Origin of the sequence: Sphaerisporangium album (assembly GCF_003323745.1) — a bacterium.
GTDB lineage: Bacteria > Actinomycetota > Actinomycetes > Streptosporangiales > Streptosporangiaceae > Sphaerisporangium > Sphaerisporangium album.
Window position 1 is genome coordinate 80,947 of the sequence record NZ_QOIL01000026.1, and the last position, 24,728, is coordinate 105,674.

Annotated in this window: 22 protein-coding genes; 10 read left to right on the plus strand and 12 right to left on the minus strand. The window is 71.0% G+C overall.

The window, feature by feature from the left end; all coding sequences use genetic code 11:
* The first annotated feature begins 132 nt into the window (after positions 1–132).
* From DQ384_RS34300 to ettA, 3 genes are all read left to right on the plus strand, one after another.
* Entirely contained in the window at positions 133–684 is a 552-nt protein-coding gene (locus DQ384_RS34300) for a single-stranded DNA-binding protein (RefSeq protein ID WP_114033029.1), read from the plus strand.
* A gap of 373 nt (positions 685–1,057) precedes the next feature.
* Positions 1,058–2,362 carry a GGDEF domain-containing protein gene (locus tag DQ384_RS34305; protein ID WP_114033030.1) on the plus strand — a complete coding sequence of 435 codons (1,305 nt, stop codon included), beginning with the start codon at positions 1,058–1,060 and terminating at the stop codon, positions 2,360–2,362.
* A gap of 10 nt (positions 2,363–2,372) precedes the next feature.
* A complete protein-coding gene (ettA, locus tag DQ384_RS34310) occupies positions 2,373–4,037 on the plus strand; it encodes an energy-dependent translational throttle protein EttA (RefSeq protein ID WP_114033031.1) in 1,665 nt (554 codons plus the stop codon).
* A 164-nt stretch (positions 4,038–4,201) separates the two neighbouring features.
* On the opposite strand, the gene DQ384_RS34315 is transcribed toward ettA, so the two are convergent.
* The 3 genes from DQ384_RS34315 to DQ384_RS34325 all read right to left on the minus strand — a co-directional run bounded on the left by DQ384_RS34315 (position 4,202) and on the right by DQ384_RS34325 (position 6,394).
* The gene (locus tag DQ384_RS34315; protein ID WP_281274159.1) at positions 4,202–4,594 is read right to left on the minus strand and encodes a globin; all 393 of its coding nucleotides are present in this window, start codon (positions 4,592–4,594) and stop codon (positions 4,202–4,204) included.
* A gap of 14 nt (positions 4,595–4,608) precedes the next feature.
* The gene (locus DQ384_RS34320) at positions 4,609–5,478 is read right to left on the minus strand and encodes a mechanosensitive ion channel family protein (protein ID WP_245966979.1); all 870 of its coding nucleotides are present in this window, start codon (positions 5,476–5,478) and stop codon (positions 4,609–4,611) included.
* Positions 5,479–6,124: 646 nt separating this feature from the next.
* Positions 6,125–6,394 (minus strand): hypothetical protein, encoded by a 270-nt coding sequence (locus DQ384_RS34325; RefSeq protein ID WP_114033033.1) that lies wholly within the window; start codon positions 6,392–6,394, stop codon positions 6,125–6,127.
* A 334-nt stretch (positions 6,395–6,728) separates the two neighbouring features.
* On the opposite strand from DQ384_RS34325, the gene DQ384_RS34330 reads away from it, so the two are divergent.
* The 3 genes from DQ384_RS34330 to DQ384_RS34340 all read left to right on the plus strand — a co-directional run bounded on the left by DQ384_RS34330 (position 6,729) and on the right by DQ384_RS34340 (position 10,992).
* A complete protein-coding gene (locus DQ384_RS34330) occupies positions 6,729–8,291 on the plus strand; it encodes an NsdA family TPR-like regulatory protein (protein WP_114033034.1) in 1,563 nt (520 codons plus the stop codon).
* Positions 8,288–8,785, plus strand: a complete 498-nt coding sequence (locus DQ384_RS34335; protein ID WP_114033035.1) for a GNAT family N-acetyltransferase — start codon at positions 8,288–8,290, stop codon at positions 8,783–8,785. Before DQ384_RS34330 ends, DQ384_RS34335 begins: the two co-directional genes overlap by 4 nt.
* Before the next feature lie 179 nt (positions 8,786–8,964).
* Positions 8,965–10,992: a tetratricopeptide repeat protein gene (locus DQ384_RS34340; protein ID WP_114033036.1), complete on the plus strand. Its 2,028-nt coding sequence runs from the start codon at positions 8,965–8,967 to the stop codon at positions 10,990–10,992.
* 25 nt (positions 10,993–11,017) lie between these two features.
* Here DQ384_RS34340 and DQ384_RS34345 read toward each other — a convergent pair whose 3' ends face one another.
* The 3 genes from DQ384_RS34345 to DQ384_RS41730 all read right to left on the minus strand — a co-directional run bounded on the left by DQ384_RS34345 (position 11,018) and on the right by DQ384_RS41730 (position 12,287).
* On the minus strand, positions 11,018–11,524 hold the full coding sequence (locus DQ384_RS34345; RefSeq protein WP_114033037.1) for an NUDIX hydrolase: 507 nt from the start codon (positions 11,522–11,524) through the stop codon (positions 11,018–11,020).
* A gap of 107 nt (positions 11,525–11,631) precedes the next feature.
* A complete protein-coding gene (locus DQ384_RS34350) occupies positions 11,632–12,036 on the minus strand; it encodes a hypothetical protein (protein ID WP_114033038.1) in 405 nt (134 codons plus the stop codon).
* An 89-nt stretch (positions 12,037–12,125) separates the two neighbouring features.
* Positions 12,126–12,287 (minus strand): hypothetical protein, encoded by a 162-nt coding sequence (locus DQ384_RS41730; RefSeq protein ID WP_181871569.1) that lies wholly within the window; start codon positions 12,285–12,287, stop codon positions 12,126–12,128.
* A gap of 211 nt (positions 12,288–12,498) precedes the next feature.
* Between DQ384_RS41730 and purU the strand changes: the two genes are divergently transcribed.
* Positions 12,499–13,347, plus strand: a complete 849-nt coding sequence (purU, locus tag DQ384_RS34355; RefSeq protein WP_245966980.1) for a formyltetrahydrofolate deformylase — start codon at positions 12,499–12,501, stop codon at positions 13,345–13,347.
* 9 nt (positions 13,348–13,356) lie between these two features.
* Here purU and DQ384_RS34360 read toward each other — a convergent pair whose 3' ends face one another.
* Positions 13,357–15,429, minus strand: a complete 2,073-nt coding sequence (locus DQ384_RS34360) for a prolyl oligopeptidase family serine peptidase (RefSeq protein WP_114033040.1) — start codon at positions 15,427–15,429, stop codon at positions 13,357–13,359.
* Between the two features lie 367 nt (positions 15,430–15,796).
* On the opposite strand from DQ384_RS34360, the gene DQ384_RS34365 reads away from it, so the two are divergent.
* Both DQ384_RS34365 and DQ384_RS34370 read left to right on the plus strand, forming a co-directional pair.
* Positions 15,797–16,306, plus strand: a complete 510-nt coding sequence (locus DQ384_RS34365) for an HNH endonuclease (RefSeq protein ID WP_114033041.1) — start codon at positions 15,797–15,799, stop codon at positions 16,304–16,306.
* A 116-nt stretch (positions 16,307–16,422) separates the two neighbouring features.
* Positions 16,423–16,629 carry an FmdB family zinc ribbon protein gene (locus DQ384_RS34370; RefSeq protein ID WP_114033042.1) on the plus strand — a complete coding sequence of 69 codons (207 nt, stop codon included), beginning with the start codon at positions 16,423–16,425 and terminating at the stop codon, positions 16,627–16,629.
* A gap of 139 nt (positions 16,630–16,768) precedes the next feature.
* On the opposite strand, the gene DQ384_RS34375 is transcribed toward DQ384_RS34370, so the two are convergent.
* The 3 genes from DQ384_RS34375 to DQ384_RS34385 all read right to left on the minus strand — a co-directional run bounded on the left by DQ384_RS34375 (position 16,769) and on the right by DQ384_RS34385 (position 20,198).
* A complete protein-coding gene (locus tag DQ384_RS34375) occupies positions 16,769–17,155 on the minus strand; it encodes a helix-turn-helix transcriptional regulator (RefSeq protein WP_245966981.1) in 387 nt (128 codons plus the stop codon).
* A gap of 238 nt (positions 17,156–17,393) precedes the next feature.
* Entirely contained in the window at positions 17,394–19,232 is a 1,839-nt protein-coding gene (ilvD, locus tag DQ384_RS34380; RefSeq protein WP_114033044.1) for a dihydroxy-acid dehydratase, read from the minus strand.
* Positions 19,233–19,430: 198 nt separating this feature from the next.
* On the minus strand, positions 19,431–20,198 hold the full coding sequence (locus DQ384_RS34385; RefSeq protein WP_245966982.1) for a nuclease-related domain-containing protein: 768 nt from the start codon (positions 20,196–20,198) through the stop codon (positions 19,431–19,433).
* A 205-nt stretch (positions 20,199–20,403) separates the two neighbouring features.
* Here DQ384_RS34385 and DQ384_RS34390 point away from each other — a divergent pair, with 205 nt between their 5' ends.
* The gene (locus DQ384_RS34390) at positions 20,404–21,822 is read left to right on the plus strand and encodes an amidase (RefSeq protein WP_114033046.1); all 1,419 of its coding nucleotides are present in this window, start codon (positions 20,404–20,406) and stop codon (positions 21,820–21,822) included.
* Between the two features lie 24 nt (positions 21,823–21,846).
* Here the strand turns inward: DQ384_RS34390 and DQ384_RS34395 are convergent, their stop codons facing one another.
* Positions 21,847–22,839 (minus strand): hypothetical protein, encoded by a 993-nt coding sequence (locus DQ384_RS34395; protein ID WP_114033047.1) that lies wholly within the window; start codon positions 22,837–22,839, stop codon positions 21,847–21,849.
* Between the two features lie 12 nt (positions 22,840–22,851).
* Entirely contained in the window at positions 22,852–24,726 is a 1,875-nt protein-coding gene (locus DQ384_RS34400) for a DUF2207 family protein (RefSeq protein ID WP_114033048.1), read from the minus strand.
* Between the last annotated feature and the right edge of the window lie 2 nt (positions 24,727–24,728).

Here is a 24,728-nt window from a genome sequence, read left to right on the forward strand (position 1 = left end):
GCGCGCGCCCGCGCGTGATCTCCCGCCGTCCCGCGGCCGGTTGTCCACAGCCGGGCGCGCGGCGTGGCGAACCATCCACAGAACGTGGTTCGGCAATCATGGAGGGTGACGGGCCGGGCCAAGCTGACTCCCATGCCGGTGGAGACGGTCCGCCGGCCCGCCATGGGAGGCACGATGAACGACATCTACATCACGCTGAGCGGAAACGTCATCGCCGAACCCCGGCAGTTCGCCGGTGACAACGGCCTTCGCGCCACGTCGCTGCGGCTCGCCTCCACGCCGCGCCTCTACGACAGGTCCAGCCGGTCCTGGTACGACGGCGAGACCACTTACTACACCGTCCGCTGCTACCGGGTGCTGGCCGAGAACGTCGCCCGGTGCGTCAGGCCCGGTCAGCCCATCGTCGTGCACGGCAGGCTGCGCGTCCGCTCCTTCGAGCGCGACGGCAGGCGGGGGGCGGTGCCCGAGGTGGAGGCCATCTCCGTCGGCCACGATCTGCGCCGGGGCGTGAGCACCTTCGAGAAGTCGCAGCGGACGGCCGCCGGGGCCGGTGCGCCGGTCACGGCGGCGGCCGGTGTGCCGGAGACGACGGGCGGTGACCTCCAGGCGCCGCCGGCCTCCGGCCCCGCCGACGAGGCGCCGCCCGGCGAGGTGATCGAGGCGGCCGGGCGTCTGGCCGCCTGAGCTCCCTGGCAGCTCCGCTTCTTGACGGTTCCTTGCCAGAGTGCGCCGCCTGTGGTCAGGTCGGCGTGCCCAACGGGGCGGAGCTTGGGGCGGCGCGCCGGTCGAGGGGCCGCCGTGGGTCATGTGTGGGTGCGTCTGATCAGGTCCAGATGACGCCTCGCACCATGGCTGCTCCTTTCCCGCAGGGGAGCCGCTCGTCGTGGAGCGGTCGGTTCTCGGCCTGGGCCTCCAATCGGTGGAGGCGTGGCCGCAGTGCTCCAACGTAGCGGTTCTCGTCGCGGGCCGCACACTCTGCGACTATTGTGTTACACATCGTGAGACGTACAGTCGAGACTTCGAACCCGTCCGGACGGATGTGAGCTTGGGGGATGCGATGACGGCGCTCGGTCATTCCTCGGACGAGTCACGCGGCGGCGTGCAATCGCTGGCCGACCGCTGGCCGTTGCTGGCTCAGCCGACCATGCTGGTCCTCTATCTCTGCGCGACCGTGGGCCTCGCCGCGGGCGCGGCGGGCTACCTCGCCGTGTCGACCGAGTTCCGCTGGTCGGAGTTCCTGACCTTCCTGGCCCTGGTGGCCTGCGGGGCCGTCTGCATCGAGGCGACCCGCCGGCTCGGCATGCCGGCCGGTGTCTCCCGCGACCTGCTCTCCGCGTGGTGGCTCCCGGTCGCGCTCCTGCTGCCCCCGGTGTACGCCCTGCTGGCGCCCCTGCCGCTGCAGTTCCTGCTGCAGATCCGGGTCAGGGCCACGGTGCTCTACCGCCGGGTGTTCAGCGCGGCGGCGATCGGCCTCGCGGCCGGCGTCGCGTCCATGGTCTTCCACGCCTTCGTGCGCGCCCCGACGGGGCCCTCGCTCGGCGCGGGCGGCCCGATCGCGCTGGCCGTGGGCTGCGCGGTGCTGTTCACCGTGCTCAACACCGCCCTGATCGCCGTCGCCCTGCAGATCTCCGACCCCGACTCCCGGTGGCGCGACGTCCTGTGGGACCGCGAGCGCGTGATCCTCGACGTCGTCGAGCTCTGCCTCGGCGTCCTGGTCGCCATCGCCTGCTGGGTCAGCCCTCTGCTGCTGGTGCTCACGCTCCCGCCGGTGGTGCTCCTGCAACGAAGCCTGCTGCACGCCCAGCTCAAGGCCGCCGCCCGCACCGACGCCAAGACCGGCCTGCTCAACGCGACGGCCTGGCAGCGGGAGGCCGACACCGAGATCGTCCGCGCCCGGCGCACCGGCGAGACGCTCGCGCTCCTGATCGTCGACATCGACCACTTCAAACGGGTCAACGACACCTACGGCCACCTGGTCGGCGACCAGGTGCTCGCGGGCGTCGCCACGGCCCTGCGCAGCCAGCTCCGCGAATACGACGTCGTCGGAAGGTTCGGCGGCGAGGAGTTCGTGGTCCTGCTGCCCGGTGCGGACGTCACCGAGGCCCGCCGCGTGGCCGAGCGCCTGCGCTCCCGCGTCGGCAGGATGGCCATCCCGGTCGACGACGCGATGATCACCGTCACGGTGTCGGCGGGCGTGGCCATCATGAGCGTCCACGGCGACGATCTGATCGAGCTGCTCGCCGCGGCCGATCTCGCTCTCTACCGGGCCAAGGAGCTCGGCCGCGACCGCATCTGCCTGCCGGTCGCCCCCGTCCCGCCGCCTCGTGCGCGAGCGGACAACTCCGACGGTGGAATCCCCTAGTCTTAGGAGCATGCCCGAGTACATCTACACGATGCAGCGCGTGCGCAAGGCGCACGGCGACAAGGTTGTCCTTGACGACGTCACGCTGCATTTCCTGCCCGGAGCCAAGATTGGTGTACTGGGCCCCAACGGTACTGGTAAGTCCACGCTTCTGAAGATGATGGCCGGCCTGGAGCAGCCGTCGAACGGCGACGCCCGGCTGATGCCCGGGTTCACGGTCGGCATGCTCCAGCAGGAGCCTCCGCTCAACGAGTCCAAGACCGTCCTCGGCAACGTCCAGGAGGGCGTGGCCGAGACGCTGGCCATGCGCGCCCGCTTCGAAGAGATCGCCGAGCTCATGGCGACCGACTACAGCGACGAGCTGCTCGACGAGATGGGCAAGCTGCAGGAGGCCCTCGACCACCGCAACGGGTGGGACGTCGACAGCCAGCTCGAACAGGCGATGGACGCGCTGCGCTGCCCGCCGCCCGACGCCGAGGTGACCAAGCTGTCGGGTGGTGAGCGCCGCCGGGTCGCGCTGTGCAAGCTGCTGCTGGAGCAGCCCGACCTGCTGCTGCTCGACGAGCCCACCAACCACCTCGACGCCGAGAGCGTCCAGTGGCTGGAGCAGCACCTGGAGAAGTACCCCGGCACCGTCCTGGCCGTCACCCACGACCGCTACTTCCTCGACAACGTGGCGACGTGGATTCTCGAGCTCGACCGCGGCCGGTGTTACCCCTACGAGGGCAACTACTCCACCTACCTGGAGCAGAAGACCGCCCGTCTGAAGGTCGAGGGCCAGAAGGACGCCAAGCGCAGGAAGCGCCTGGAGGACGAGCTGGAGTGGGTCCGCTCCAACGCGCGGGCGCGCCAGACCAAGAGCCGGGCACGTCTGCAGCGCTACGAAGAGATGGCGGCCGAGGCCGACAAGTACCGCAAGCTCGACTTCGAAGAGATCCAGATCCCGCCGGGCCCGCGCCTCGGCACCACCGTCATCCGGGCGACCGGCCTCACCAAGGGCTTCGGCGACCGCCTGCTGATGGAGGGGCTCACCTTCGACCTGCCCCGTAACGGCATCGTCGGCGTCATCGGCCCCAACGGCGTGGGCAAGACCACGATGTTCCGCATGATCATGAACGCCGAGACGCCCGACACCGGCGACATCACGATCGGCGAGACGGTCAAGATCTCCTACGTCGACCAGGGCCGCGGCAACATCGACCCGAAGAAGAACGTCTGGCAGGTCGTCTCCGACGAGCTCGACCACATCAAGGTCGGCCACGTCGAGATGCCCTCGCGGGCCTACATCGCGGCGTTCGGCTTCAAGGGCCCCGACCAGCAGAAGCCGGCGGGCATCCTGTCCGGCGGCGAGCGCAACCGCCTCAACCTCGCGCTCACGCTCAAGCAGGGCGGCAACGTCCTGCTGCTGGACGAGCCCACCAACGACCTCGACACCGAGACGCTGTCCAGCCTGGAGAACGCCCTGCTGGAGTTCCCCGGCTGTGCGGTGATCACCTCGCACGACCGGTGGTTCCTCGACCGCATCGCGACGCACATCCTCGCGTGGGAAGGCGGCTCGAACTGGTTCTGGTTCGAGGGCAACTTCGCCGACTACGAGAAGAACAAGATCGAGCGTCTGGGCGCCGATGCGGCGCGCCCGCACCGGGTGACGTACCGCAAGCTCACCCGCGACTGAGCTGTTCGGGGCGCGGCGGTGCTTCCGGAGTCGTCGCGCGGAAGGGTGAGAGACGATCCCTTCCGCGCGACGGTGTCGGGGCGGGCATGCGCACCACGTCGTGGTCGGACGGCCTGAGTTCGACCCTGAGCCGTGAAACGGCCGCGTGGTTCAGTGGGCGTGGTTCAGTGGGCGTTGATGAGGCTCTGCGCGGCGTACTCCAGGTAGTTCCAGAGCTTGGCCTCCAGCTCGCCGGGGAGCTCCAGGGACTCGACGGCGTCGCGCATGTGGCGCAGCCAGGCGTCCCGTTCGGCATGGCCGATCACGAACGGCGCGTGCCGCATGCGCAGCCGGGGGTGCCCGCGGCGCTCGCCGTACGTGTTCGGGCCGCCCCAGTACTGGATGAGGAACAGGCGCAGGCGCTCCTCGGCCCCCTCGAGGTCCTCTTCGGGGTACAGCGGGCGCAGCAGCGGGTCGTCGGCGACGCCTTGGTAGAAGCGGTGCACGAGGCGTTCGAAAGCCTCTGAGCCGCCCACGGCGTCGTAGAAGGACATGGATTCCGGAGGAGTAGCGGACACGTTCACCAGCCTACTCAGACCCCGGCGAGGGGAATGCCCGCGCGGTCCAGCGTCATCTTGACCCGCATGCGCATCTCGCGGGCGACCTCGGCCTGCTGCGACGGCACGGTCTTCACGCTGATCCTGAAGATCATCGCCTTGTCGGAGATCTGCTCCAGCCCGTACACCTGGGGCTCCTCGACGATCGCGATGTCGCGGAGGTTCGGGTCGTTCCAGACGTCCTCGGCGATGCCCTTGAGGACGTCCCGTATGCCAGAGATGTCGGCCTCGTAGGCCACCGGCACGTCGACGACGGCCCGCGACCACCCCTGCGACTCGTTGCCGACCCGGGTGATCGTGCCGTTGCGGACGTACCAGACCCGGCCGTCGACGTCGCGCAGGCGGGTGATGCGCAGCGTCACGGCCTCAACGGTGCCGACCGCCATCCCGGTGTCGATCAGGTCGCCGACCCCGTACTGGTCCTCGACCAGCATGAACATGCCGGCGATGAAGTCCTTGACCAGCTCCTGGGCGCCGAAGCCGACCGCGACGCCGAGGATGCCGACGCTGGTCAGGATGGGGGCGAGGTCGAGGCCGAAGCGGCTGAGCACCATGAGCCCGGCGGTGCCGAAGACGATGGCGGTGATCAGGCTGTTGAGGACGGACCCAAGGGTCTCGGCCCGCTGCCGCCTCCGCTCGGTGATCACGGCCGTGGTGGCGTCCACGGGCTGCGCCCGGAAGCGCAGGCGCTCGGGCATGACGCCGTCGGCGGCGCGGCGGATCACGCGGTCGACCACCCGGTGGAGCAGTTTCCGCACGATGAGGGCGATCGCCATGATCAGGACGATGCCGATGATCCAGGCCACCGGGGACGCCCAGTCGGCGGGTAGCACGCTCAGCAGCATGCCACAGAAGGGGTTGTCATTACTGCTACCTGCGCATGTCTTCATGAGTTGTTGCACGGTGTCGCCCACATCGGGGATGACGTCATCGGGCGACGGAGAGGAAGACGGGGAGGGGCTAGGGTCCGGCAGGAACACGCGGTTTGATCCCCTTCGGATCGGGTCGGTCGGCGAAGACGATGTCGGTCCTTGACCTAGAGAAAACGGTACTTGACCGAAGCGACTCCGCCGACCGGCCCGGCCGACGTCACACCGCGCCGGGGAAGACGGGAGTGCCCGGCCCGGGCCGCGGAGGGCGGGCCCGGACACCCCGGTGACGTACGGCCCGGGCGGGACACGCACCCGGAAGCGTGTCCCGCGCCGTTTCCGATCGGGGGATCCCCGATCACCGCCGGCCGCGGAGGTCATCCGCGCCGGTGGCGGCTTTGCGATCATGAAGATGCGTCGGGTGACTGCTGTTCGATCAGGATCGTGCGTCCAGTGGCCGCTCTCCGATCATCGATATACGGAGCCGGCGGGGCGCCCAGCGCTCCGGTGGCTGTGTCGCCACAGGCCGGAGCGCTCCGCACCGGACGCCCCGCCGACCCGAAGAGCCGCGGTGTGACACAGGCGGACGCGATGACTGCGCTGCACCACGCCCGCCTCGTGCCTATTCGCTCACCGCGGCCAGCACTCGGGCGACCTTGGTCGCCGCGCCCGCCGGGTCGTCGGCCGTGTGCATGCGCTCGCCCCACGACCACCAGAAGTATGCGGGGGCCGCCTGCGCGCGGTAGGTGACGTTCTCGGCCAGGCTCGTGGCGTTCGGATTGATCACGCGGACGAACGCCCGTCCCGACTGTGTGCGCACCACCCTGGCGAGCAGCCCACGAGCGTCGAGCTCATCGGCCAGTCGTTCCAGGTGCTGGAAGCTGTCGTCCACTGGGAGCCTTCCCTCGTCCTGTGCGATTTCCCCGGCGTTAATCTCCCAGGTGAATCGCGGTCGGTTGGCCAAATCTGACTCACGTCGGCCGATGGGTCAACGAAGGTTCACGGCTTGTCGGGTGGGCGGTTATTTCAAGTGGGTTGAAAGAACACGTCCGGCGGGGGACGATCCTATGCCAGTAGCTTCTATCGTCCTTTCACAGCGGGTCATAACTGGTCCATCATTCTCAATAGACGCAGCGTAACCCGGGCGTGATGCTGCGTCATCGCAGGTGATGAACCGGTCGGCGATGTGGCCAGCATGAGCGGCTGGCCGCAAGGGAGGGGCCGGGATGTCCGGCAGACAGCACAAGGAAACGGAGTTGGCCCGGCGAACCCGGGCGCGAGGTCTGGCGACCGGGCGCAGTTCCGCCCGAATCGCCGAGGAGATTTATGAAGAGTGCTCCCCTCATTTCGGGACAACTCGAATCAAATCACACCGCCTCGCCCATGGGGTCGCCCTTGCCGATGTGATCGAACAGGTACGCGCTCTGTTCGAACGCGACGGCAAACCGGTACCCGGCATAGGGGAAACGCTTCTCAGCGCATACGAAAGCGGGTTGAAACGCCCCGGGCCCGAGTACCTCCACTATCTGTGTTCCGTCTACCGGGTCGAACCGGCCGCCCTCGGCTACGACGGCCCGTGCATCTGTGGCCACGGCCACCGCATGCCCGGCGTCGTGCGGGGCGGCCTCCAGGAGGTCAAACCCGAGAGTTCCCCCGAATCGCGCGAGCTGTGGGTCAAGCCGCTCAGCGACTCGACCGCGGACGGGGGTGAGGAGGACGAGAACGTGTTACGTAGGACGCTGCTGGCGATGATCGCGGGTACCGCGGTGCCGCTGAACGACTCCGTACTCGGTGCGGCCGACAACATCCGCAGGCGCATGGACGAGACACTGGTGTCGACCACCGTGTCCCCGGCCATGCTCGATCACTGGGAAGAGGCCGCGGCCTCTTTCGGCCGGCAGTACATGAACACCCCGCCGTTGCGGCAGCTCTGCGACGTGCTCCTGGAGTTCAGCACGGTCCGGCAGGCGATGGAGCGCCACCAGCCGATCGACCTCCAGGAGCGCCTCTGCGCGCTGGCCGCCCGCCTCTCGGGCCTGGCCGGCATCATCATGATCGACCTCGGCGACCAGCGCCTCGCCCGGTCGTTCTTCCGCACCTCGCGCACCGCCGCGGACGAGACCGGGGACCGCGCGCTGCGGGCCTGGGTCACCGCGCGCGAGGCACTGGTGCCCCTGTTCTACGGAGATCCGCGCGAGGCCCTCAACCTCGCCAAGAAGAGCCGCGACCTCGCCGGGCAGACACCGTGCGCGGCCAAGGCCATGGCCCCCGTCGTGGAGGCCAGGGCGCTGTCGATGCTCGCCAACGCGGGAGGCAAGAAGGACGTCGTCGACCAGGCCAAGCGGGCGCTGGCCCGTGCCAGGGCCGCGTTCGCCCAGATGAACCCGGCTCAGCAGGAGGACACCGTCTTCGGCTACACCGAGCGCCAGCTCTACTTCCACCAGGGCGACGCCCTGACCCGGCTCGGGCAGACGGTCGAGGCCGACCTGATCCTGGAGCAGGCGCTGGAGAAGTACGAGGGCGACCTGCTCGACCAGACGCTCATCAGATTCGACCAGGCGCAGTGCAGGCTGCTCGAAGGCGACGGGCGCGAGGCGCTGCGGCTCGGCGAGGAGGCGGTGAACCGGGTGGGCGACGGCTTCCGGACGGACATCATCGTGCGCCGGGCCGCCGATCTTGCCAAGGCGATTCAGGTCAAATGTGGTGACATCGACGGGCTCAGGGACTTCATCGAGCGTCTCGCGACGATGAGCCCGCCCCCTCAGGCACCGGCGGAGGCCGATGTATGACGCTTGCGCTCAGGCGGTATCGCTGGTCGGATCGGGAAGCCGTCTGGGACCTGCACCGCACCTGTCTCGCCCAGGTCGGGATCACCCTGGGAGACGGGGTCTACTACGACGATGACATCCCGCGCATCAACGAGGTCTACCTGGCCGACCGGGGCGAGTTCCTGGTCGGCGAGGTAGAGGGCGCCGGCATCGTGGCCATGGGCGGCCTGCGGCGCGTCGACGACGCGTGCGCGGAGCTGTGCCGGCTGCGGGTCCGTCCCGACTTCCAGCGGCGCGGGTTCGGCACGCTGATCATCGACGCGCTGGAGGAGTCCGCGCGGAGGCTCGGCTACAGCACGCTGCGTGGTGACACGACGCTGGCGCAGGGTGCGGCGCTGGAGCTCTACCGGAAGTACGGCTGGCGGGAAGTCCGCCGGGAGCAGAGGGGCGGACTTGTGGTTGTTTACGGGGAGAAGCCCCTGACGTCGCAGCCTTCATCGCAACTTACCCGCTAGGCGGCAAAATATATCTTATTTCGATCCAGACGCTGCCTATGCTTGCGGATTTATCGATTTGTCCGATAATTAGGTCTTTGTAGTGAAGACCTGAGGAGAGGGCACCCGATGAAGAAGATCGTCGTCCGCAAGCCTGGCATGGTCCATCTCACCGGCAGCGCGAGTGCGATCCACAAGGGGTGACCGGCCGTCCCGGCCACCTCTGGATCCACGGGGGGCGCTCGCGCGACCGCCTGACCGTGCTCGACGGGCTCGGCCTGCCGTGGTGGCCGATCCCGGTCGTCGACGCCCACCGGCGCCTTCGAGGGCCGTACACCTTCGGGGGAGCGCTGCTCCATGCCTTGGTGCCGGCCGCGCTTGAGCGCGCCCCCGGTGTCGTGGCGGACCACGACATCGAGATCCGAGCGGCGGCACCCGATCTTCGGGACCGGGTGCCCGCCCGCCGGGATCCCCTGTACGTCCGCCTGCCCGACGAGGAGCGCATCCTCGTGCCGGCCCCGCGCCGCACGCTGCGGATCGCGAATGGAATCGCCGAATTCGTCCGGGACTGCGGGGTGAAGCTCCCGGCCATCGTGGCCGAGAACGTCGACGAGGCGGACGAGACCGACCGCGAACTTCTCCACACGCTGTCGCGCCGTTTCGACTCCGCTCGATTGACAATTGTCGTGTGTTCGAGTAAAGCGCCCCAAGATTGGTTTAGCGGGCAGGCGATAAAAGCGGATTTATCGGCTACGGAAGATCCACGGGATCTTGCCGACCGTTATGTCGCCTTCGATGGCACCCTGGACGACCCCCGGGCGCCCGCCGCCTACCACGCCCTGCCCCCCGCAGAGCGTGCCCGCCTGCACGACCGGCGCGCCGACGCGCTCGCCGCCACCGGGGAGCGGTCCCACGCCCTGGGCGCCATCCCCTACCACCGCGAGCACGGGAGCGACCCGTCCGGCGCGGGGGTGGAGGCGCTGTGGGACGCACTGGACCACTGCCTGGGCGAGGGCTTCCTGCACGCCGCCGCCGACTTCGGGCTGCGCGGCCTGGCCCTGGCCGAGCCGGCGACGGGCCGGTGGTGGAACCTGCTCCAGGGTACGGCGACCGCGCTGGCCGGCCTCGGACGCCGGGACGAGGCGCGCGAGCTGTACGAGCGGGCCCGCCGCGCCAGCCTGGATCCGGAGGTGCACTCGGCGGCGGCCTACGGCGCCGCCATGCTGGACGCGCGCCACCCCGACCCCGCCCGGCGCGACCTCGGCCGCGCCCAGGGCTGGGTCAACGAGGCCATCGCGATCTCCACGCTGCTGCCCGACCGCGCCGTCCGCGCCTTCAAGCTGGGCTTCGACCTCAACGGCAAGGCCCTCATCGAGATGCGCGCGGGCCGCGTCGAGGCGGCGCTCACGCTGGTCGAATCCGCCATCAAGCTCGCCGAGACCGATCTTCCCCCCGAGCGCCACCTGGTCCACCGCATGATCCTGCGCGCCAACCGGGCGCAGCTCCTCGGCGTGATGGGTCACCCCGAGGAGGCCCTGGCCGACCTGGACGCCGCCGTGGCGATGGACCCCGACTACCCCGACTATCACCTGGACCGCGGCAACCTGCTCTTCCAGATGGGCCGCACGGAGGCGGCGCTGGCCGACTACGACGCCGCCGCCCGGCTGAGCCCGCCCCTGCCCGAGGCGCACTACAACCGCGCCCAGCTCCTGCTCGCCGAGGGCGACCTCCCGGCGGCCAGGGCCGACCTCGACCGCGTGATCGAGCTCGACCCCGGCTACCTCGACGCCTACATCAACCGCGCCGGGCTGCTGGCCCAGCTCGGCCTCGACGGGGCCGCGCGGGCCGACGTGGACGCCGGGCTGGCGCTCGCCCCGCGCAACCCCCACCTGTTGTGCGTCCTCGGGCAGCTCGAAACCGTGGCCGGGCGGTACGCGCGGGCGCGCGAGGCGTTCGACGGGGCGCTCGCGGCCGCGCCCGGCCTCGTCCCGGCGTGGGCCGGACGGGCGAGCCTGCGGTACGAGACGGCCGACCTGGAGGGCGCGGTGGCCGACCTGACGCGCGCCCTCGGCCTGGGCGAGGACGCGGCGCTCTACTTCAACCGCGCCGTCGCCCTCGGAGACCTCGGCCGCCGGGCCGCCGCCCTGGCCGACCTGCGCCGGGCCCAGGAACTGGCCCCGGACGACGAGGACATCCTCACCGCCCTCCGCGAGCACCCGTCCGGCTGACCGGAGGACGAGGACGCCGCCAGTGTCACTCGCGACGCCGGCCGGGTAGTTCCTCACGAGGCGGGCTGGGTTCCTCGCGAGGCCGGCAGGTCTCCTCCAGCAGGCCGACGATCCGCGCCATGGCGGGCGGCTCGACCGGCTCGGGCAGGGCCGCGATCTCCTCCGGGGTGAACCAGCCGTGCCCGAGGAAGGTCTCCTGCTCCTCGCCGGTCAGCGTGGCGGGCGCCACCCGCGGGGATCCGGGGAAGCGCGCGAGGTAGAAGGGCTCCACCTTGACGTAGTGGACGCCGAGCCAGTGGTAGTCGCGCTCCACCGGCACCGACACGTCGGCCACCGCGTCACCGGGCAGCCCGGTCTCCTCGGCGAGCTCCCGGCGCGCCGCCTCCAGCGGCGTCTCCCCGGGATCGATGCCACCCCCCGGCGGCTCCCAGAACACCACCCCGCTGACGGTGTCCCGCCAGCGCAACAACAACACCCGTCCCTGGCCGTCGACACAGACCACCCGCGCGGCCGGCCGGTCACTGCTCGCCATCGACACCCTCGCCCGTCATCCGATCCCCGGACGGTACCGCACCGATCCACCGACGTGAACGGAGCCCTCGCCGGTGCGTGGGCGTTCGGTCGGTCGGTCGTGCGGTCCTAGGGCTGGGGTTCACCGGGGATGTCCGGCCAGGTGTTGGCGTTGACGATCTTCCAGAACTCGTCGGGGGACTCCTTGGGGCGGTTGGAGTGGGCCTCCAGTTCGGCGGCGATGGCACGCTGCTCCTCGTAGGCGTCCTTCATCGCGTCGAGCCACTCGACCGGGTCGATGCCGGCCGCCTGGGCGGATCTGAGCGCCATGTCGGCGTACTGCTCCGGCGTCGCGTTGAACTTCCAGCCGGTGCGGGCGAGCAGCTGCTCGTCGGTGAGCTCGCCGCGCCGCCACGCGATCGTCTCGGCGAGATGCTCGGCCACGAACACCGCGTTGACGTACCCAGGAAGCATCGCCGCCAGCGCGACGGCCGCCCTCTTCTCTCCCGGTGACAAGGTGTCCCACTTCAGCACCCGCCGGCTCCTCTCCGCTCCCTCGGGCGCCACTGTAACTCTCGTCCGGGCCCGCCGCGAGGAACATGTCCGGCCGGCCCCGGCGAGGCTCAGTCGGTCACGACGAGGTCGGCCAGGTCGAGGTGCCGGGACAGCTCGGCCACGTCCGTGTAGTAGGCCACGTAATCCCGGCCTCGGCGCACGCGCAACAAGGGCTGGTTGCCGAGGACCAGGGCCTCGACCTCGAATCCTCTGCTGTCGACCCATTTCACGCATTAGAGGCTATGAAGCCGCAGGTCAACGGGGGGCAAGAGATGCTGTGGATTTGCGCCTCAGTACCGTTGGGCGAGTGCAATGCACCTTTTGCCCGCGTCTGCCGGGGGCGTCCGTCCGGCCCGGCGCACTGCGTTCGGCCGTGGACGGCGCCCCGGCCCTCGCCGAGCGGTAATCTGCCTCAGGCGCAGAGGAAAGGGTGAGACGTCGGTGGGCTCCGAGTATGTACTGACCTTGTCCTGTCCGGACAAGCCGGGCGTGGTGGCGGCGGTCTCCGGGCTGCTGGCCGCGCGCCGGTGCAACATCACCGAGAGTCAGCAGTTCGGCGACCCGGTGGCCGGGCGCTTCTTCATGCGGGTCCAGTTCACCTCCTCGCTGATCGAGGACGAGCTGCGCACGGCCTTCGCGGCGCTCGTCCCCGAGCTCGCCATGGAGTTCCGCCTGCACGACCTCGCGGTCAAGCCCCGGGTGCTGGTGATGGTCAGCAAGCTCGGCCACTGCCTGAACGACCTGCTGTACCGCACGCGCTCGGGCCTGCTGGACATCGAGATCGTCGCCGTCGTCTCCAACCACCCCGACATGCGGCCGCTCACCCAGTCCTACGGCATCGACTACCACCACCTGCCGGTGACGCCCGAGACCAAGCCGCGCCAGGAGGCCGAGGTCCTCACGCTGGTCGAGCACTACCGCGCCGACCTGGTCGTGCTCGCCCGCTACATGCAGGTGCTCTCGGCGGACCTGTGCGCCAAGCTCAGCGGCAGGGTGATCAACATCCACCACTCGTTCCTGCCGTCGTTCAAGGGCGCCAAGCCCTACCACCAGGCGTACTCACGCGGGGTGAAGCTGATCGGCGCGACCGCGCACTACGTGACCGCCGACCTGGACGAGGGGCCGATCATCGAGCAGGAGGTCGCGCGGGTGGACCACACCCACTCGCCCGACGACCTGGCCGCGATGGGCCGGGACGTCGAGCGGCTCGCGCTCGCCCGGGCCGTCCGCTGGCACGCGGAACAGCGCGTGCTGCTGGACGGCCACAAGACGATCGTCTTCCCGCGCTGAGGTCGCCCCTCAGCCGGTGAGACCGGTGTGCTGGGCCAGGAACGCGAGCTGGTCGGCGAGCAGCTCCACCGAGCGGCTCACCGCCCGCGCCCCGTGCCCGACTTCGGCCTCGTTGCGCAGCAGGACGGGCGGCCCGTCCGGAGCCTGGGCGTGCTGCAGCGCGGCGCACATCTTGTACGCGTGCAGCGGGTGCACCCGGGTGTCGGAGGCGAAGACGATGAACAGCGTCGCCGGATACCGCACGCCCTCGCGGACGTGGTGGTACGGCGAGTACCCCCACAGCCAGGAGAACTCCTCGGGGATGTCCGCCGAGCCGTACTCGACGTTCCAGGTGGCGCCGAGGCCGAACTTCTCGTACCTGACCATGTCGAGCAGCGGCGCCGAGCACGCCACCGCCGCGTAGAGCTCGGGACGCTGGGTGAGGGCCGCGCCGACCAGCAGGCCGCCGTTGGAGCCGCCGGAGATCGCGAGCTGCCCCGGCGTGGTCACGCCCGTGGCGATCAGGTGCTCGGCCGCGGCGTGCAGGTCGTCGAAGACGTTCTGCTTGCGGGAGAGCATGCCGGCGCGGTGCCATTCCTCGCCCTGCTCGCCGCCGCCGCGGAGCTGGGCCACCGCGTAGACGCCCCCGGCCTCGACCCAGGCCAGGGTCGTGGCGGAGAAGCCCGGCGTCATCGGCAGGCCGAACCCGCCGTAGCCGTACAGGATGGTCGGGCGGGGGCCGGAGCCGGGCCGGGACACCACGATCATGTGGACCTCGGTGCCGTCGGCGGAGCGGTAGACGACCTGCTCGGTGGTGACCTCGGGAACCTCCACGGCGCCCGGGGAGGCCGCCCACAGCGTGGTCTCGCCGGTGCGGGCGTCGTAGCGCTGGATGCTCGCCGGGCTGGTGTGGTCGGTGTAGCCGAACCACGCCTCGTGCCCGCCCTCGGGACGCTCGGTGATGCCGCCGATCGAGCCGAGCCCGGGGGTCGGCACCTCGCCGATCTTCTCGCCGGTGACCAGGTCGTGCACGGAGATCTCGCTGATGGCGTGGCGAGTCCAGCCGACCAGCATGACCGGGCGCTCCAGGTCGTCCAGGATCGCGAAGTCGCTCAGCACCGCCTCGGGGTCCTCGGGGACGAGGTCGCGCCAGCTCTCGTACTGCGGCCGGTCGGGCGAGGTCACGCACAGGCGGCCGCGGGGCGCGTCGCGGTCGCTGAAGACGTACAGCCGGCCGTCACGGCCGAACAGCAGACCGGTCTGCGCGTCCACGTCCTGCTGGACCGTGACGAACGCGGGCGCCTCCAGGGGGGACGCGGAGAGGTCGGCGACCCAGAGGTCGTTGCGCGGAGCCGTGCCCCGCGAGGCCGACACCGTGAGCCGGCGGCCGTCCCTGGAGACCGAGACGCCGTAGTAGTTGGTCTTCTCCAGGCCCTCGCCGAAGATCAGGACGTCCTGCTCGGCAGGCGTGCCGAGGCGGTGGAGGTAGACGCGGCGGTGGAATTGCCGTTCGGTCTCGGGCACGTCCTCCGGCGGCAGCCGCCGGACGTAGTAGAACGCCTCGCCGCCCGGGAGCCAGGCGATGGGGGAGTAGCGGCAGCGGTCGATCGGCCCGTCCACCCGCTCGCCGGTCGCGACGTCGATCACGTGCAGCAGGGACTCCTCGTCGCCGCCCACCGAGATCTGGTACGCGAGCCGCCGCCCCTCCTTGTCCGGCTGCCAGGAGTCGATCGTGGTCAGGCCGGAGGCGTCGATCGCCATCGGGTCGAGCAGGACGTGCTCCACCTCGTCCGGGCCGACGGTGTAGAGCACGGCGTGCTCCTGACCGGGCGTGCGGCGCATGAAGAAGCGCCGGTCGCCGCGCCACGCGGGGGCGCCGACCGTGCCGGAGCGCACGAGCTCGGTGATGCGGTCGCGGAAGCCCTCGCGCCGGGGGGAGGCGGCCATGGCCTTGGCGAACAGCTCGCCCTGCGCGTCGAGCCACTCTTTGGCGGCGGGGCTCTCGCCGTCCTCCAGCCAGCGGTACGGATCCGGCACCGGCGTCCCGTGGTAGTCGTCCACCACAGTGTCCCGGCGTGCGTTCGGGTACGGCACTCGCGTCATGTAGCGAGCTTATGGCACCCCCCTTACCGGTCGTGAGACATGGTTTTGACAATCCCCGCCCCGGTGGCGGATCTGGTGGATCGTCACCGATCCAGAGTGATCTTTACCCAATAGGTTTGCTTACCAGGGCCAACCGGACATAAAACGGAAGGCGGGGTCTTGGAGACACGACCGTTAATTGGGGTGGCGGGAGAGTCGACGGAAAGGCCACACTTGCTGAAGGGCGGTGCCGTGGAACCCATCCGCTGGGCCGTCCGGCGGAGGTCCACGTGACGGAATCATCCGGGGCCCAAGACGACGGGCCGCAAGACGGGGTGCGCTGCGGCGCATCCCTTTCGACGACCTACATGGCAAGAAGGGCCGGCTGATGCGCCAGGTCCTGCTGCTGAACGCCACCTTCGAGCCGCTGACCACGCTCAACCTGCACCGGGCCGTCGTGCTCGTGATCAGGGAGAAGGCGGACGTCGTCCATCGTGACGGCCGGGGTGCGGTGCTGCGCTCCGCGTCGCGGACGGTGGACGTCCCCTCGGTCATCCGGTTGAGGAGATATGTCCGCATTCCTTACCGCTCGCGCATCCCGCTGACCCGGGCCGCGCTCATGCGCAGGGACGACTACCGGTGCGCGTACTGCGGCCAGCGCGCGGAGACCATCGACCACGTGCTGCCCCGCTCGCGGGGCGGTCTCCACACGTGGGAGAACTGCGTCGCCTCGTGCATGCAGTGCAACCACCGCAAGGCCGACCGTCTGCTGGAAGAGATCGGCTGGTCGCTGCGCGTGGCGCCGATCGTCCCGAGAGGCGTCCACTGGCGGCTCATCGGGGCCCAGTTCGACGGCGACCCGCAGTGGGCGCCCTACCTCGCCGAGACGGCGGCCTGACGCGCGTCCTCGGGGGCCGGAACGCCATCCAGGCTCCGGCCCCGAGGGGTCGTACGGCGAGGCCGGTGTGCCCTGGCGGGTGCCGCCGGCCGCCCTGTTCGTCGTACCCTGAGGGCATGCCGCGTTACGACTACCGCTGCCGCGCCTGCGGATCGACCTTCGAGCTCTCGCGCCCCATGTCCGCCGCGAGCGACGCCGCCGTCTGCCCCGAGGGGCACGACGACACGGTGAAGCTGCTGTCGACGGTCGCCGTCACGGGCGGCGCCCAGGCCCCCCGCCCCAGCGGGGGAGGCGGCTGCTGCGGCGGAGGCTGCTGCGGCTGACGCCCTTCGCTCCCCGGGTCACCCCACCCCGGTCCACACCGCCCGCGGGACGTGACCGCGTCCCTGCGCTCACGTCCCGGCACGCGTGCAGGAGAGCCACCGGCCGGGATCAGGGCCCGGCCGGGGCCGAAGGTGTCTGTCAGGCGGCCTTTCTGCGCTGGAACGGCAGGTACCGCTCGGCGCGGTGGGGGCGCGCGGGGACCAGCGTCGGCTCCACCGCGACGATGCGGTCGAACCGGAACGCCCGGATGCCCGCCGCCGTGCGGCACCAGCCCACGAGATACCAGTGGTCGCGGTGGACCAGGCAGGTGACCGGCTCGACGTCACGCGACGTGACGCGGCCGCCGGCGTCGCGATAGTGGAGCCGCACGACCTGACGGCCGGTCACCGCGCCGGCGATCGTGCGTGCGCGCCTCGCGACATCGGGAGGCAGGGGTGTGGTCAGCGTGTCCAGCGTCTCGGTGATCACCTCGTCGTCGAGGTCGAGCTGTTCGAAAACCGAGCGCAGGCCCCGGCGGGCGGTCACCGCTTGGGGACCTTCTCCGAGATGGGCCAAAGACAAGGCTAGAGCGGCGATTTCGGCGGTCGTCAGAAGGGGCGTGGTGACGTTTGCCATACGCCAACAGTACCGCCGGGCACCGACATTTTTCGAACACCCGACCCCGGAACGGCCATCTGCGGGGCGACTCTTCGTGACCTGCGGGTGACGGTCACCTAACCCCCGCGAGGGTGCGGCCCGCGCGGGCCGCACCCGGGTCCGAAGATCAGCGGGAGAGCTGGGACAGGTCGCGCGAGGCGCCCGTCGAGGCCGAGGTCGTGAGCGCGGCGTACGCCTGCAGCGCCGCGCTGACCGGGCGGGTGCGCTCGCGCGGGCGGTAGGAGCCGAGCTCGGCCAGCACGCGCTCGCGGCGCGCCGCCAGCTCGGCCTCGGCGACCTTGAGCTCGATGCTCCGCCCGGGGATGTCGATCTCGATCAGGTCGCCGTCCTCGACCAGGGCGATGATGCCGCCCTCGGCGGCCTCGGGCGAGGCGTGGCCGATGGACAGACCGGACGTCCCGCCGGAGAACCGCCCGTCGGTGACGAGCGCGCACGCCTTTCCGAGGCCCCTGCCCTTCAGGAAGCTCGTCGGGTAGAGCATCTCCTGCATGCCGGGACCGCCCTTGGGCCCCTCGTAGCGGATCACCACGACGTCGCCGGCCGACACGCGCTTGCCGAGGATGCCCTCGACCGCGTCCTCCTGCGACTCGAACACCACCGCCGGGCCGCTGAACTTCCAGATCGACTCGTCGACGCCCGCCGTCTTGACGATCGCGCCGTCGGGCGCGAGGTTGCCGTACAGCACCGCCAGGCCGCCGTCACGGGTGTAGGCGTGGTCGAGGTCGCGGATGCAGCCCTCGGCGCGGTCCACGTCCAGCGAGTCCCACCGGGCGTCCTGCGAGTAGGCCTTGACCGTGCGGACGTTGCCCGGCGCGGCGTGCCACAGCTCCAGCGCCTCGTCGGTGACGGTGGGGGACTGAGGATCCCAGGCGGCGAGGTACTCGGTCAGGGAGGACGCGTGGATGCTGTGCGCGTCGCGGTGCAGCAGCCCCGCGCGGTCCAGCTCGCCCAGGATGCCCGGGATGCCGCCCGCCCGGTGGACGTCCTCGACGTGGTACTTCGCCGTCGCGGGCGCGACCTTGCACAGGCACGGCACCCGCAGCGAGAGCTCGTTGATCTCCTTCAGGCCGAAGTCGACGCCCGCCTCGCGGGCCGCGGCCAGCAGGTGGAGGATCGTGTTCGTCGAGCCGCCCATCGCGACGTCCAGCGCCATGGCGTTCTCGAACGCGTCACGGGTGGCGATGCCGCGCGGCAGCACCGACGCGTCGTCCTGCTCGTAGTAACGCCGGGTGATCTCGACGACCTGGCGCCCGGCCCGCTCGAACAGGGCCTTGCGGGCCTTGTGGGTGGCGAGCGTGGTGCCGTTGCCCGGCAGGGCCAGGCCGATCGCCTCGGTGAGGCAGTTCATCGAGTTGGCGGTGAACATGCCGCTACAGGACCCGCAGGTCGGGCAGGCGTTCTCCTCCATCTCCAGCAGCTCGGCGTCCGACACGCTGTCGTCCGCCGCGGCGATCATGGGGTCGATCAGGTCGAGCTTGCGGCCCGAGGTCTTGCCGGCCTCCATGGGTCCGCCGGAGACGAAGACCGTCGGGATGTTGAGCCGGAACGCGGCCAGCAGCATGCCGGGCGTGATCTTGTCGCAGTTGGAGACGCAGACCAGCGCGTCGGCGCAGTGGGCGTTGACCATGTACTCGACCGCGTCGGCGATCAGCTCGCGGGAGGGCAGGGAGTAGAGCATGCCCCCGTGGCCCATGGCGATGCCGTCGTCGACCGCGATGGTGTTGAACTCGCGGGGGATGGCCCCGGCCTCGCGCACGCCGCTCGCCACCACGTCGGCCACCTCGCGCAGGTGCACGTGGCCGGGGACGAACTGGGTGAAGCTGTTGGCCACCGCGACGATCGGCTTGCCGAGGTCGCCGCCGGCTACGCCCGTGGCCCGGAGCAGGGCGCGGGCCCCCGCCATGTTCCTGCCATGAGTGACCGTACGAGACCTGAGGGCCGGCATGACCGTTCTCCCATCCGACGACTACCGCTGAGCCTTCCAGGCGGAAGGTTCCACGCTGAGTCTTCAAATGGTACGGCCAACGCCCGCCTGACGAGACCCGCGGTCCACGGGCCGGACACCGTGGGTGCGGAGACCCTTCGGGGTTCCCGGGGGCAGTGGTGGATCAGGTGACGGGAACCCCGAAGGACCTTTGGACGGTCAGCTCTCGGGATAGCGCGCCGGGAGGACCTGCTCGGCGGCGGCGTAGATGGCCTCGACCTCGTCCTCGGTCAGGGAACGTTCCCGGTTGGTGATCCACTTGCGCACGCGCGAGCCGTCGAAGACGTCCACCTCGCGGATGTTGAGGATCTTCCACGGGATCGCCGGGCCGTAGATCGCCAGGGACGGCACCACGGTGATCTCGCGCCCCAGCGCCTTGCCGATCAGCTCGCTCGCCTGGGACGCCTCCCAGCGGGCCTCGTCGAGACGAGGCTTCTGGTTGAACGGGCCGTGGAACAGCTTGCGGTGGGACTGGACCCGGACCGGAAGCCGTTTGTCCCAGTTCTCGGAGTCGACCGCGTAAACCCCGGTGGGCCCGACGACCAGGTGGTCGACCTGGGCGTCGCTGTCCGGGAAGCCGCGGGCGTGCAGCGTGAGGTAGCCGTTGCGTTCGAGCTTCTTCAGCTGCGCCTCGGTGCGGCGCTCGGCCGCCGAGGCGCGCCGCCAGGGCCCGATCGTCGAGCTCGTGCGCGCACGGTAGACGGTATGGGCGATCGCGGCGAGGATCGCGGCGACCAGCCCGAGGCGCCAGCTCCACATGGGGATGCCCACGAGGAGCGCCGCGCCGGCGGAGATGAGGGCGCGCACCCGCAGATGCCGGTATTTGGGTTGCTGAAGCAGCGCGACGAGAGAGACGCGCTCGATGGGCGCGTACGTCGCCTCGGGGGCCGGGGGCCGTGATTTCGGCTCCGAGGGGCGGTCACTCACCCAAATTGGTGACGTATTGTGACCGTCGTCAGGTTCTAGACCGGAATCCACGTAACTCACGGTAGTTGAGACTCAAGGGTGTGCCTAGTGTTGTCTAGTTCACATTTTTGTGGCCGCACGTTCCCGCATCGTAGGGCGAAAAGCCGGGTATCTAGCTCTTTTCTCTCTAGATAACTCGTGGTCACAGGCCCTACTGTGCGAAAGCGTGGCGCACATACATGATCTCACAGTCCTGGAGCAGGCCGCGGCCGTGCGATCCAGGGAGCTGTCGCCGGTCGAGATCACCAAGCACTATCTGGAGCGCGTCGAGCGGCTCGACTCCGAGGTCGGGGCCTTCGTCACGCTGACCCGCGAGCGCGCGCTGGAGCAGGCGCGCGAGGCCGAGGAACTGGCGATGCGCGGCGGCGACCTTCCGCCGCTGCTCGGCGTCCCCGTCCCGATCAAGGACCTCAACCTCGTCAAGGACGTCCCCGTCCGGTTCGGCTCGGCGACCTACGACGGCTTCGTCTCGCCCGTGAGCGACAGCGTCGTCGACCGCCTGCGGGACGCCGGCACGATCATGCTGGGCAAGACCGCCACGCCGGAGTTCGGCCTCCCCTGCTACACCGAGACCGATGTCTCGCCCCCGTCCCGCACGCCGTGGGACCTGACCCGGTCGGCGGGCGGTTCCAGTGGCGGCGCGGCGGCGGCGGTCGCGGCGGGCCTCGCCCCCGCCGCGCACGGCAGCGACGGCGCCGGGTCGATCCGCATCCCCGCCTCGGTGTGCGGCCTGTTCGGCCTGAAGCCCACGCGCGGGCGCATCTCGTTCGCGCCCGTGGTCCCCGACCTGGCGGGGCTGTCCACCAACGGCCCGATCACCCGCACGGTCGCCGACGCCGCCGCGCTGCTCGAGATCATGGCGCACAACCAGCCGGGCGACCTGTACTTCGCCCCGCCGTCCCCGGTCGGCTTCACCGAGGCGGTCACGCGCCCGCCCGGCCGGCTCAGGATCGGCCGGTACGCCACCGCCGTCGTGCCCGGCACCGAGGTCCACCCCGACGTGCTCGCCGCCTACGAGAGCGCCTCGGAGCTGCTGGCCTCGCTCGGCCACGAGATCGTCGACATGCCCTCGCCCTTCGACGCCTCCATCGTGGGCGAGTTCGAGAAGCTGTGGTTCTGCTTCGCGTGCATGCACCCGGTGGACCCCTCGCTGGAGCCGAAGCTGCGGCCCCTCACGCGGTGGCTGCGCGAGCGCGGCTTCGCCACCAGCGCCCCGGCCTTCCTGCAGGCCCAGGCCGCCCTGCAGACCGCGACGCGGTTCGCGTTCCTCGTGATGAACGAGTTCGACGCGGTGCTCACGCCCACCGTCACCCAGCCTCCCGTGCCCGTGGGCTGGTTCGAGGACGTCGAGGACCCGAAGGAGACGTTCGACCGCATGGAGCGCTTCGCGCCCTTCGCGGCGACGTACAACGTCAGCGGCCAGCCCGCAGTCAACCTGCCCCTGTACTGGACGGACGCCGGGCTGCCCATCGGTGTGATGCTCGCGGGCCGTTTCGGCGACGAGGCCACGCTGATCTCGCTGTCGGCGCAGGTCGAGGCGGCCGTCGGCGGGTTCTGGGGGGAGCGGCGCCCGGCGATCTGGTGAGATCGCGGGGCGCCTTCGTGACGCTCACAGGTGGCGGCCGTGCGTCACCGGCACGCCGAGCAGCCTGACCAGCTCGCCCGCGACGTCCGCGAGCAGCGTCGCGGGCGGGATCGGCGCGCCCGCCACCGCGCCGAACAGGCTCGGCAGGCCCGGCAGCGGGAAGCCGTCGTCCCGGGTCGCGCGGTTGCCCACGCCGTTCTTGTCCAGGTGGGCACGGCTGCGCGTCCAGGCGTCCAGCACCTCCTCCGGCGAGGGCACCCCGAAGCCGTGGCCCACGGGGGCGGCGTGGCGCAGGCGCACCAGCGGGGTGTCGGCGAACGTCAGCGCCACCTTGCATCGCACGGCGAGGGTCTCGCGCTCCCCCTCGGGGATCCAGTCCATCGCCGTGCACGGCCTGCGGCACCGGGCCACGCACGTCGCGAGCGCCCCCGCGAGCTGGCTGTGCTGGCGGTCGAAGTACGCCCGCCAGCCCTCCGGCGGCTCGTGGGCGACCCGCAGCGTGCGCTCGGCGGCCGATTTCTCCGACTTCGTGTGGTCGCAGTCGCGGTCGCCGATCACGCCGAACCGGCTTCCCTCGGCGCGCAGCCCCTCCGGCCAGCGCGCCGGGTCGCCCGAGTGGCCGAGCACCGGCTCGAACGCCAGCAGGGGCAGGTACTCCCCGGCGATGTGCAGCGCGGCCATCATCGAGCTCAGCTCGCGCCGCTCCCAGCGGATCCTGATGACCTCCAGCAGCAGGCCGTAGGCGGGTCTGAGCGAGGCCAGGGCTCCGCGCGGCTGCTCGCGGGGCGTCTGCGGCATGTGGCAGTCACGCGCCCGCCGCCGCAGGTCCCCGCGTACGGCCTTGTGGTCGACCTCGGCGGCGAAATCCTCGGCGTCCAGCGTCAGCAGGCGCTGCCCGAACTCGCACAGCGCGGGGATCAGCACGGCCTCCGGCACCACCTGGGGGGCCAGGGCGCCGAGGTCGGCGAACGCGTACCTGCGTGCGAGCTCGGTGAGAAGGTCGAGGGGCGAGTTCACCAAGCCACCCTCTCACGCAACCGGCGATCTCCCCTCAGAACGCCCGGCCGCGGTCCGGGCCAGGCTCACAAGCGCGTCGGGGTGCGGCGGGCCCGCGGGCGAGTGGACGTGGACGGCGAAGGCGCCGTTGCCGGTCCGGGCCGAGATCACGCCCGGGTAGAGCATCGCGCCCTGGCCCAGCCCGGGGACCTGGCTGCCCTGGACCCGGCTGATCAGGCCGCCGAGGGCCATCAGGTAGCCGCCGCGCGCGCCCTCGGCGGTGTGCACGTCGACGGTGACGGGCGTCGGCCCGGTGGCCTCGAAGCGCCGCGAGCGCACCCGCAGCCAGGGCGGCATGGGCAGCTCGCCCTCGGGGAAGGGGCCGCCGGGCCCGAAGTCCACGCCGAGCGCCCGCCGCAGGTCGGCGGGCGTGAGGAGCGAGGACGGGCCTCCCGGCGCGTCGCCCTCCGCCTCCTGCCCCTGGCCGGCCGGGGAACGGCCGAGCAGGGGGATCTCGCCGAGGTTCTCCGGCGCCTCCAGCACGTGCTCGCCGGTGTCGTCGTACGACGCGGACTCCCGGTGCCGCGACCGGCCGACGACCTCGATGGCGTCGACCCAGCCGAGCCTGCGGAACACGCGCGCCTTCACCAGGTCCCCCTCGGTGAGCGGCTGCCACAGCGCCGCGGTGATGCCGTACGCCCGCACGTCGCGCGCGCGGCCGTCGTCCAGCGCGACCCAGTAGGCGTACTTGGGGTCGTCGTTGCCGTTGCCGCCGGTCTGGAAGGCGCGCAGCCGGACGATCCGCCCCTCCACTTCGGCCTTGCCGGCGAGGTCGGCGAGGGCGAAGACGATCGGCGCGCCGGCCACGAGGCCCGCGCCGAGGAGGGCCACCGGCACGACCAGCGCCTCCGGCCAGCCGATCAGGGCGTGGACGGCGATGCCGATGAACCAGAGCCAGAACCCGGTGAAGAACGCCGCCGCCAGACCGCGCAGGACGGCCTGCCCCGGCGGGCGTCCCCGGATGATCCGCCGAGGATAGGTGACGTTGACGACGTGCCACATGCCGCCGTAGTCGGACCAGGCCCGCCGGTCGTCGGCGGGACGGCTGACCGGCAGGCTGTTCACGGCCCGTCCCGCCAGCCCGAGGGCGGCGGCGTACGCGAGGTGCCGCCCCCAGATCGTGATGGCGGCGGCGGGCCGCTCGGCGAACCCGCCGCCCGCGGCCAGGTGCTCGCGCACGCCCATCCAGTACCCGGCCACCCGGGCGCCCTCGGCCGTGCCGCGCTCGCCGTTGAGCCGGCCCATCAGCGTGGTCAGCAGGCCGAACGACACGAGCGCCGCGCCGAGGCCCGCCCCGAAGCCGTCCTTGTCGGCGGTCCCGGCCACGGCACCGCCGCAGACGAGCGCGGGCAGCGCCGCGGCGGCGGTCAGCACCGTCACCTGGAACCGGTTCCAGCGCGGCCGCGACAGCCCCTGCTCGCGCGCCTCCGCGATCACCTTCCTGCGGAAGCTCTTCCACCACCGGCCGAGGTTGCGCGCGCCCTCGGCCAGGGCCCCGGTCGCCACCACGCCGTCGGTGGCCAGCGACCGCACGTGGTCGTGGACGAGCTTCTCGTACGGCCGAAGCGGGGTCTTCGGCTCGCGCAGCCGCACGAGGGACAGCTCAGGGCCGACCTCTTCGATCTGGACCGCGCCCCGCGCCGCGAGGTCGAGCAGCGTGGCCGCGACGGCCTCGTCGCAGAGCCGCCAGTTGCCGGTGACCAGGTCGACCAGCGCGGGGGACTCCTCGCGAAGCTCACCGGTAGGGGGCCCGGGCGTGATGTCCGGATTACGGGTGGCGATCGCGAACATCGCCACGAGCAGCAGCCAGAGCCCCGCGGCGACGGCCGCGGCGAGGAAGTAGATCATGG

Bases quoted from the DNA above. Each gene is read 5' to 3' on its own strand.
- DQ384_RS34300 (WP_114033029.1), top strand. From the start codon at position 133: ATGCCGGTGGAGACGGTCCGCCGGCCCGCCATGGGAGGCACGATGAAC.
- DQ384_RS34305 (WP_114033030.1), top strand. From the start codon at position 1,058: ATGACGGCGCTCGGTCATTCCTCGGACGAGTCACGCGGCGGCGTGCAA.
- ettA (WP_114033031.1), top strand. From the start codon at position 2,373: ATGCCCGAGTACATCTACACGATGCAGCGCGTGCGCAAGGCGCACGGC.
- DQ384_RS34320 (WP_245966979.1), bottom strand. From the start codon at position 5,478: ATGCTGCTGAGCGTGCTACCCGCCGACTGGGCGTCCCCGGTGGCCTGG.
- DQ384_RS34330 (WP_114033034.1), top strand. From the start codon at position 6,729: ATGTCCGGCAGACAGCACAAGGAAACGGAGTTGGCCCGGCGAACCCGG.
- DQ384_RS34335 (WP_114033035.1), top strand. From the start codon at position 8,288: ATGACGCTTGCGCTCAGGCGGTATCGCTGGTCGGATCGGGAAGCCGTC.
- DQ384_RS34345 (WP_114033037.1), bottom strand. From the start codon at position 11,524: ATGGCGAGCAGTGACCGGCCGGCCGCGCGGGTGGTCTGTGTCGACGGC.
- DQ384_RS34360 (WP_114033040.1), bottom strand. From the start codon at position 15,429: ATGACGCGAGTGCCGTACCCGAACGCACGCCGGGACACTGTGGTGGAC.
- DQ384_RS34365 (WP_114033041.1), top strand. From the start codon at position 15,797: ATGCGCCAGGTCCTGCTGCTGAACGCCACCTTCGAGCCGCTGACCACG.
- DQ384_RS34370 (WP_114033042.1), top strand. From the start codon at position 16,423: ATGCCGCGTTACGACTACCGCTGCCGCGCCTGCGGATCGACCTTCGAG.
- ilvD (WP_114033044.1), bottom strand. From the start codon at position 19,232: ATGCCGGCCCTCAGGTCTCGTACGGTCACTCATGGCAGGAACATGGCG.
- DQ384_RS34400 (WP_114033048.1), bottom strand. From the start codon at position 24,726: ATGATCTACTTCCTCGCCGCGGCCGTCGCCGCGGGGCTCTGGCTGCTG.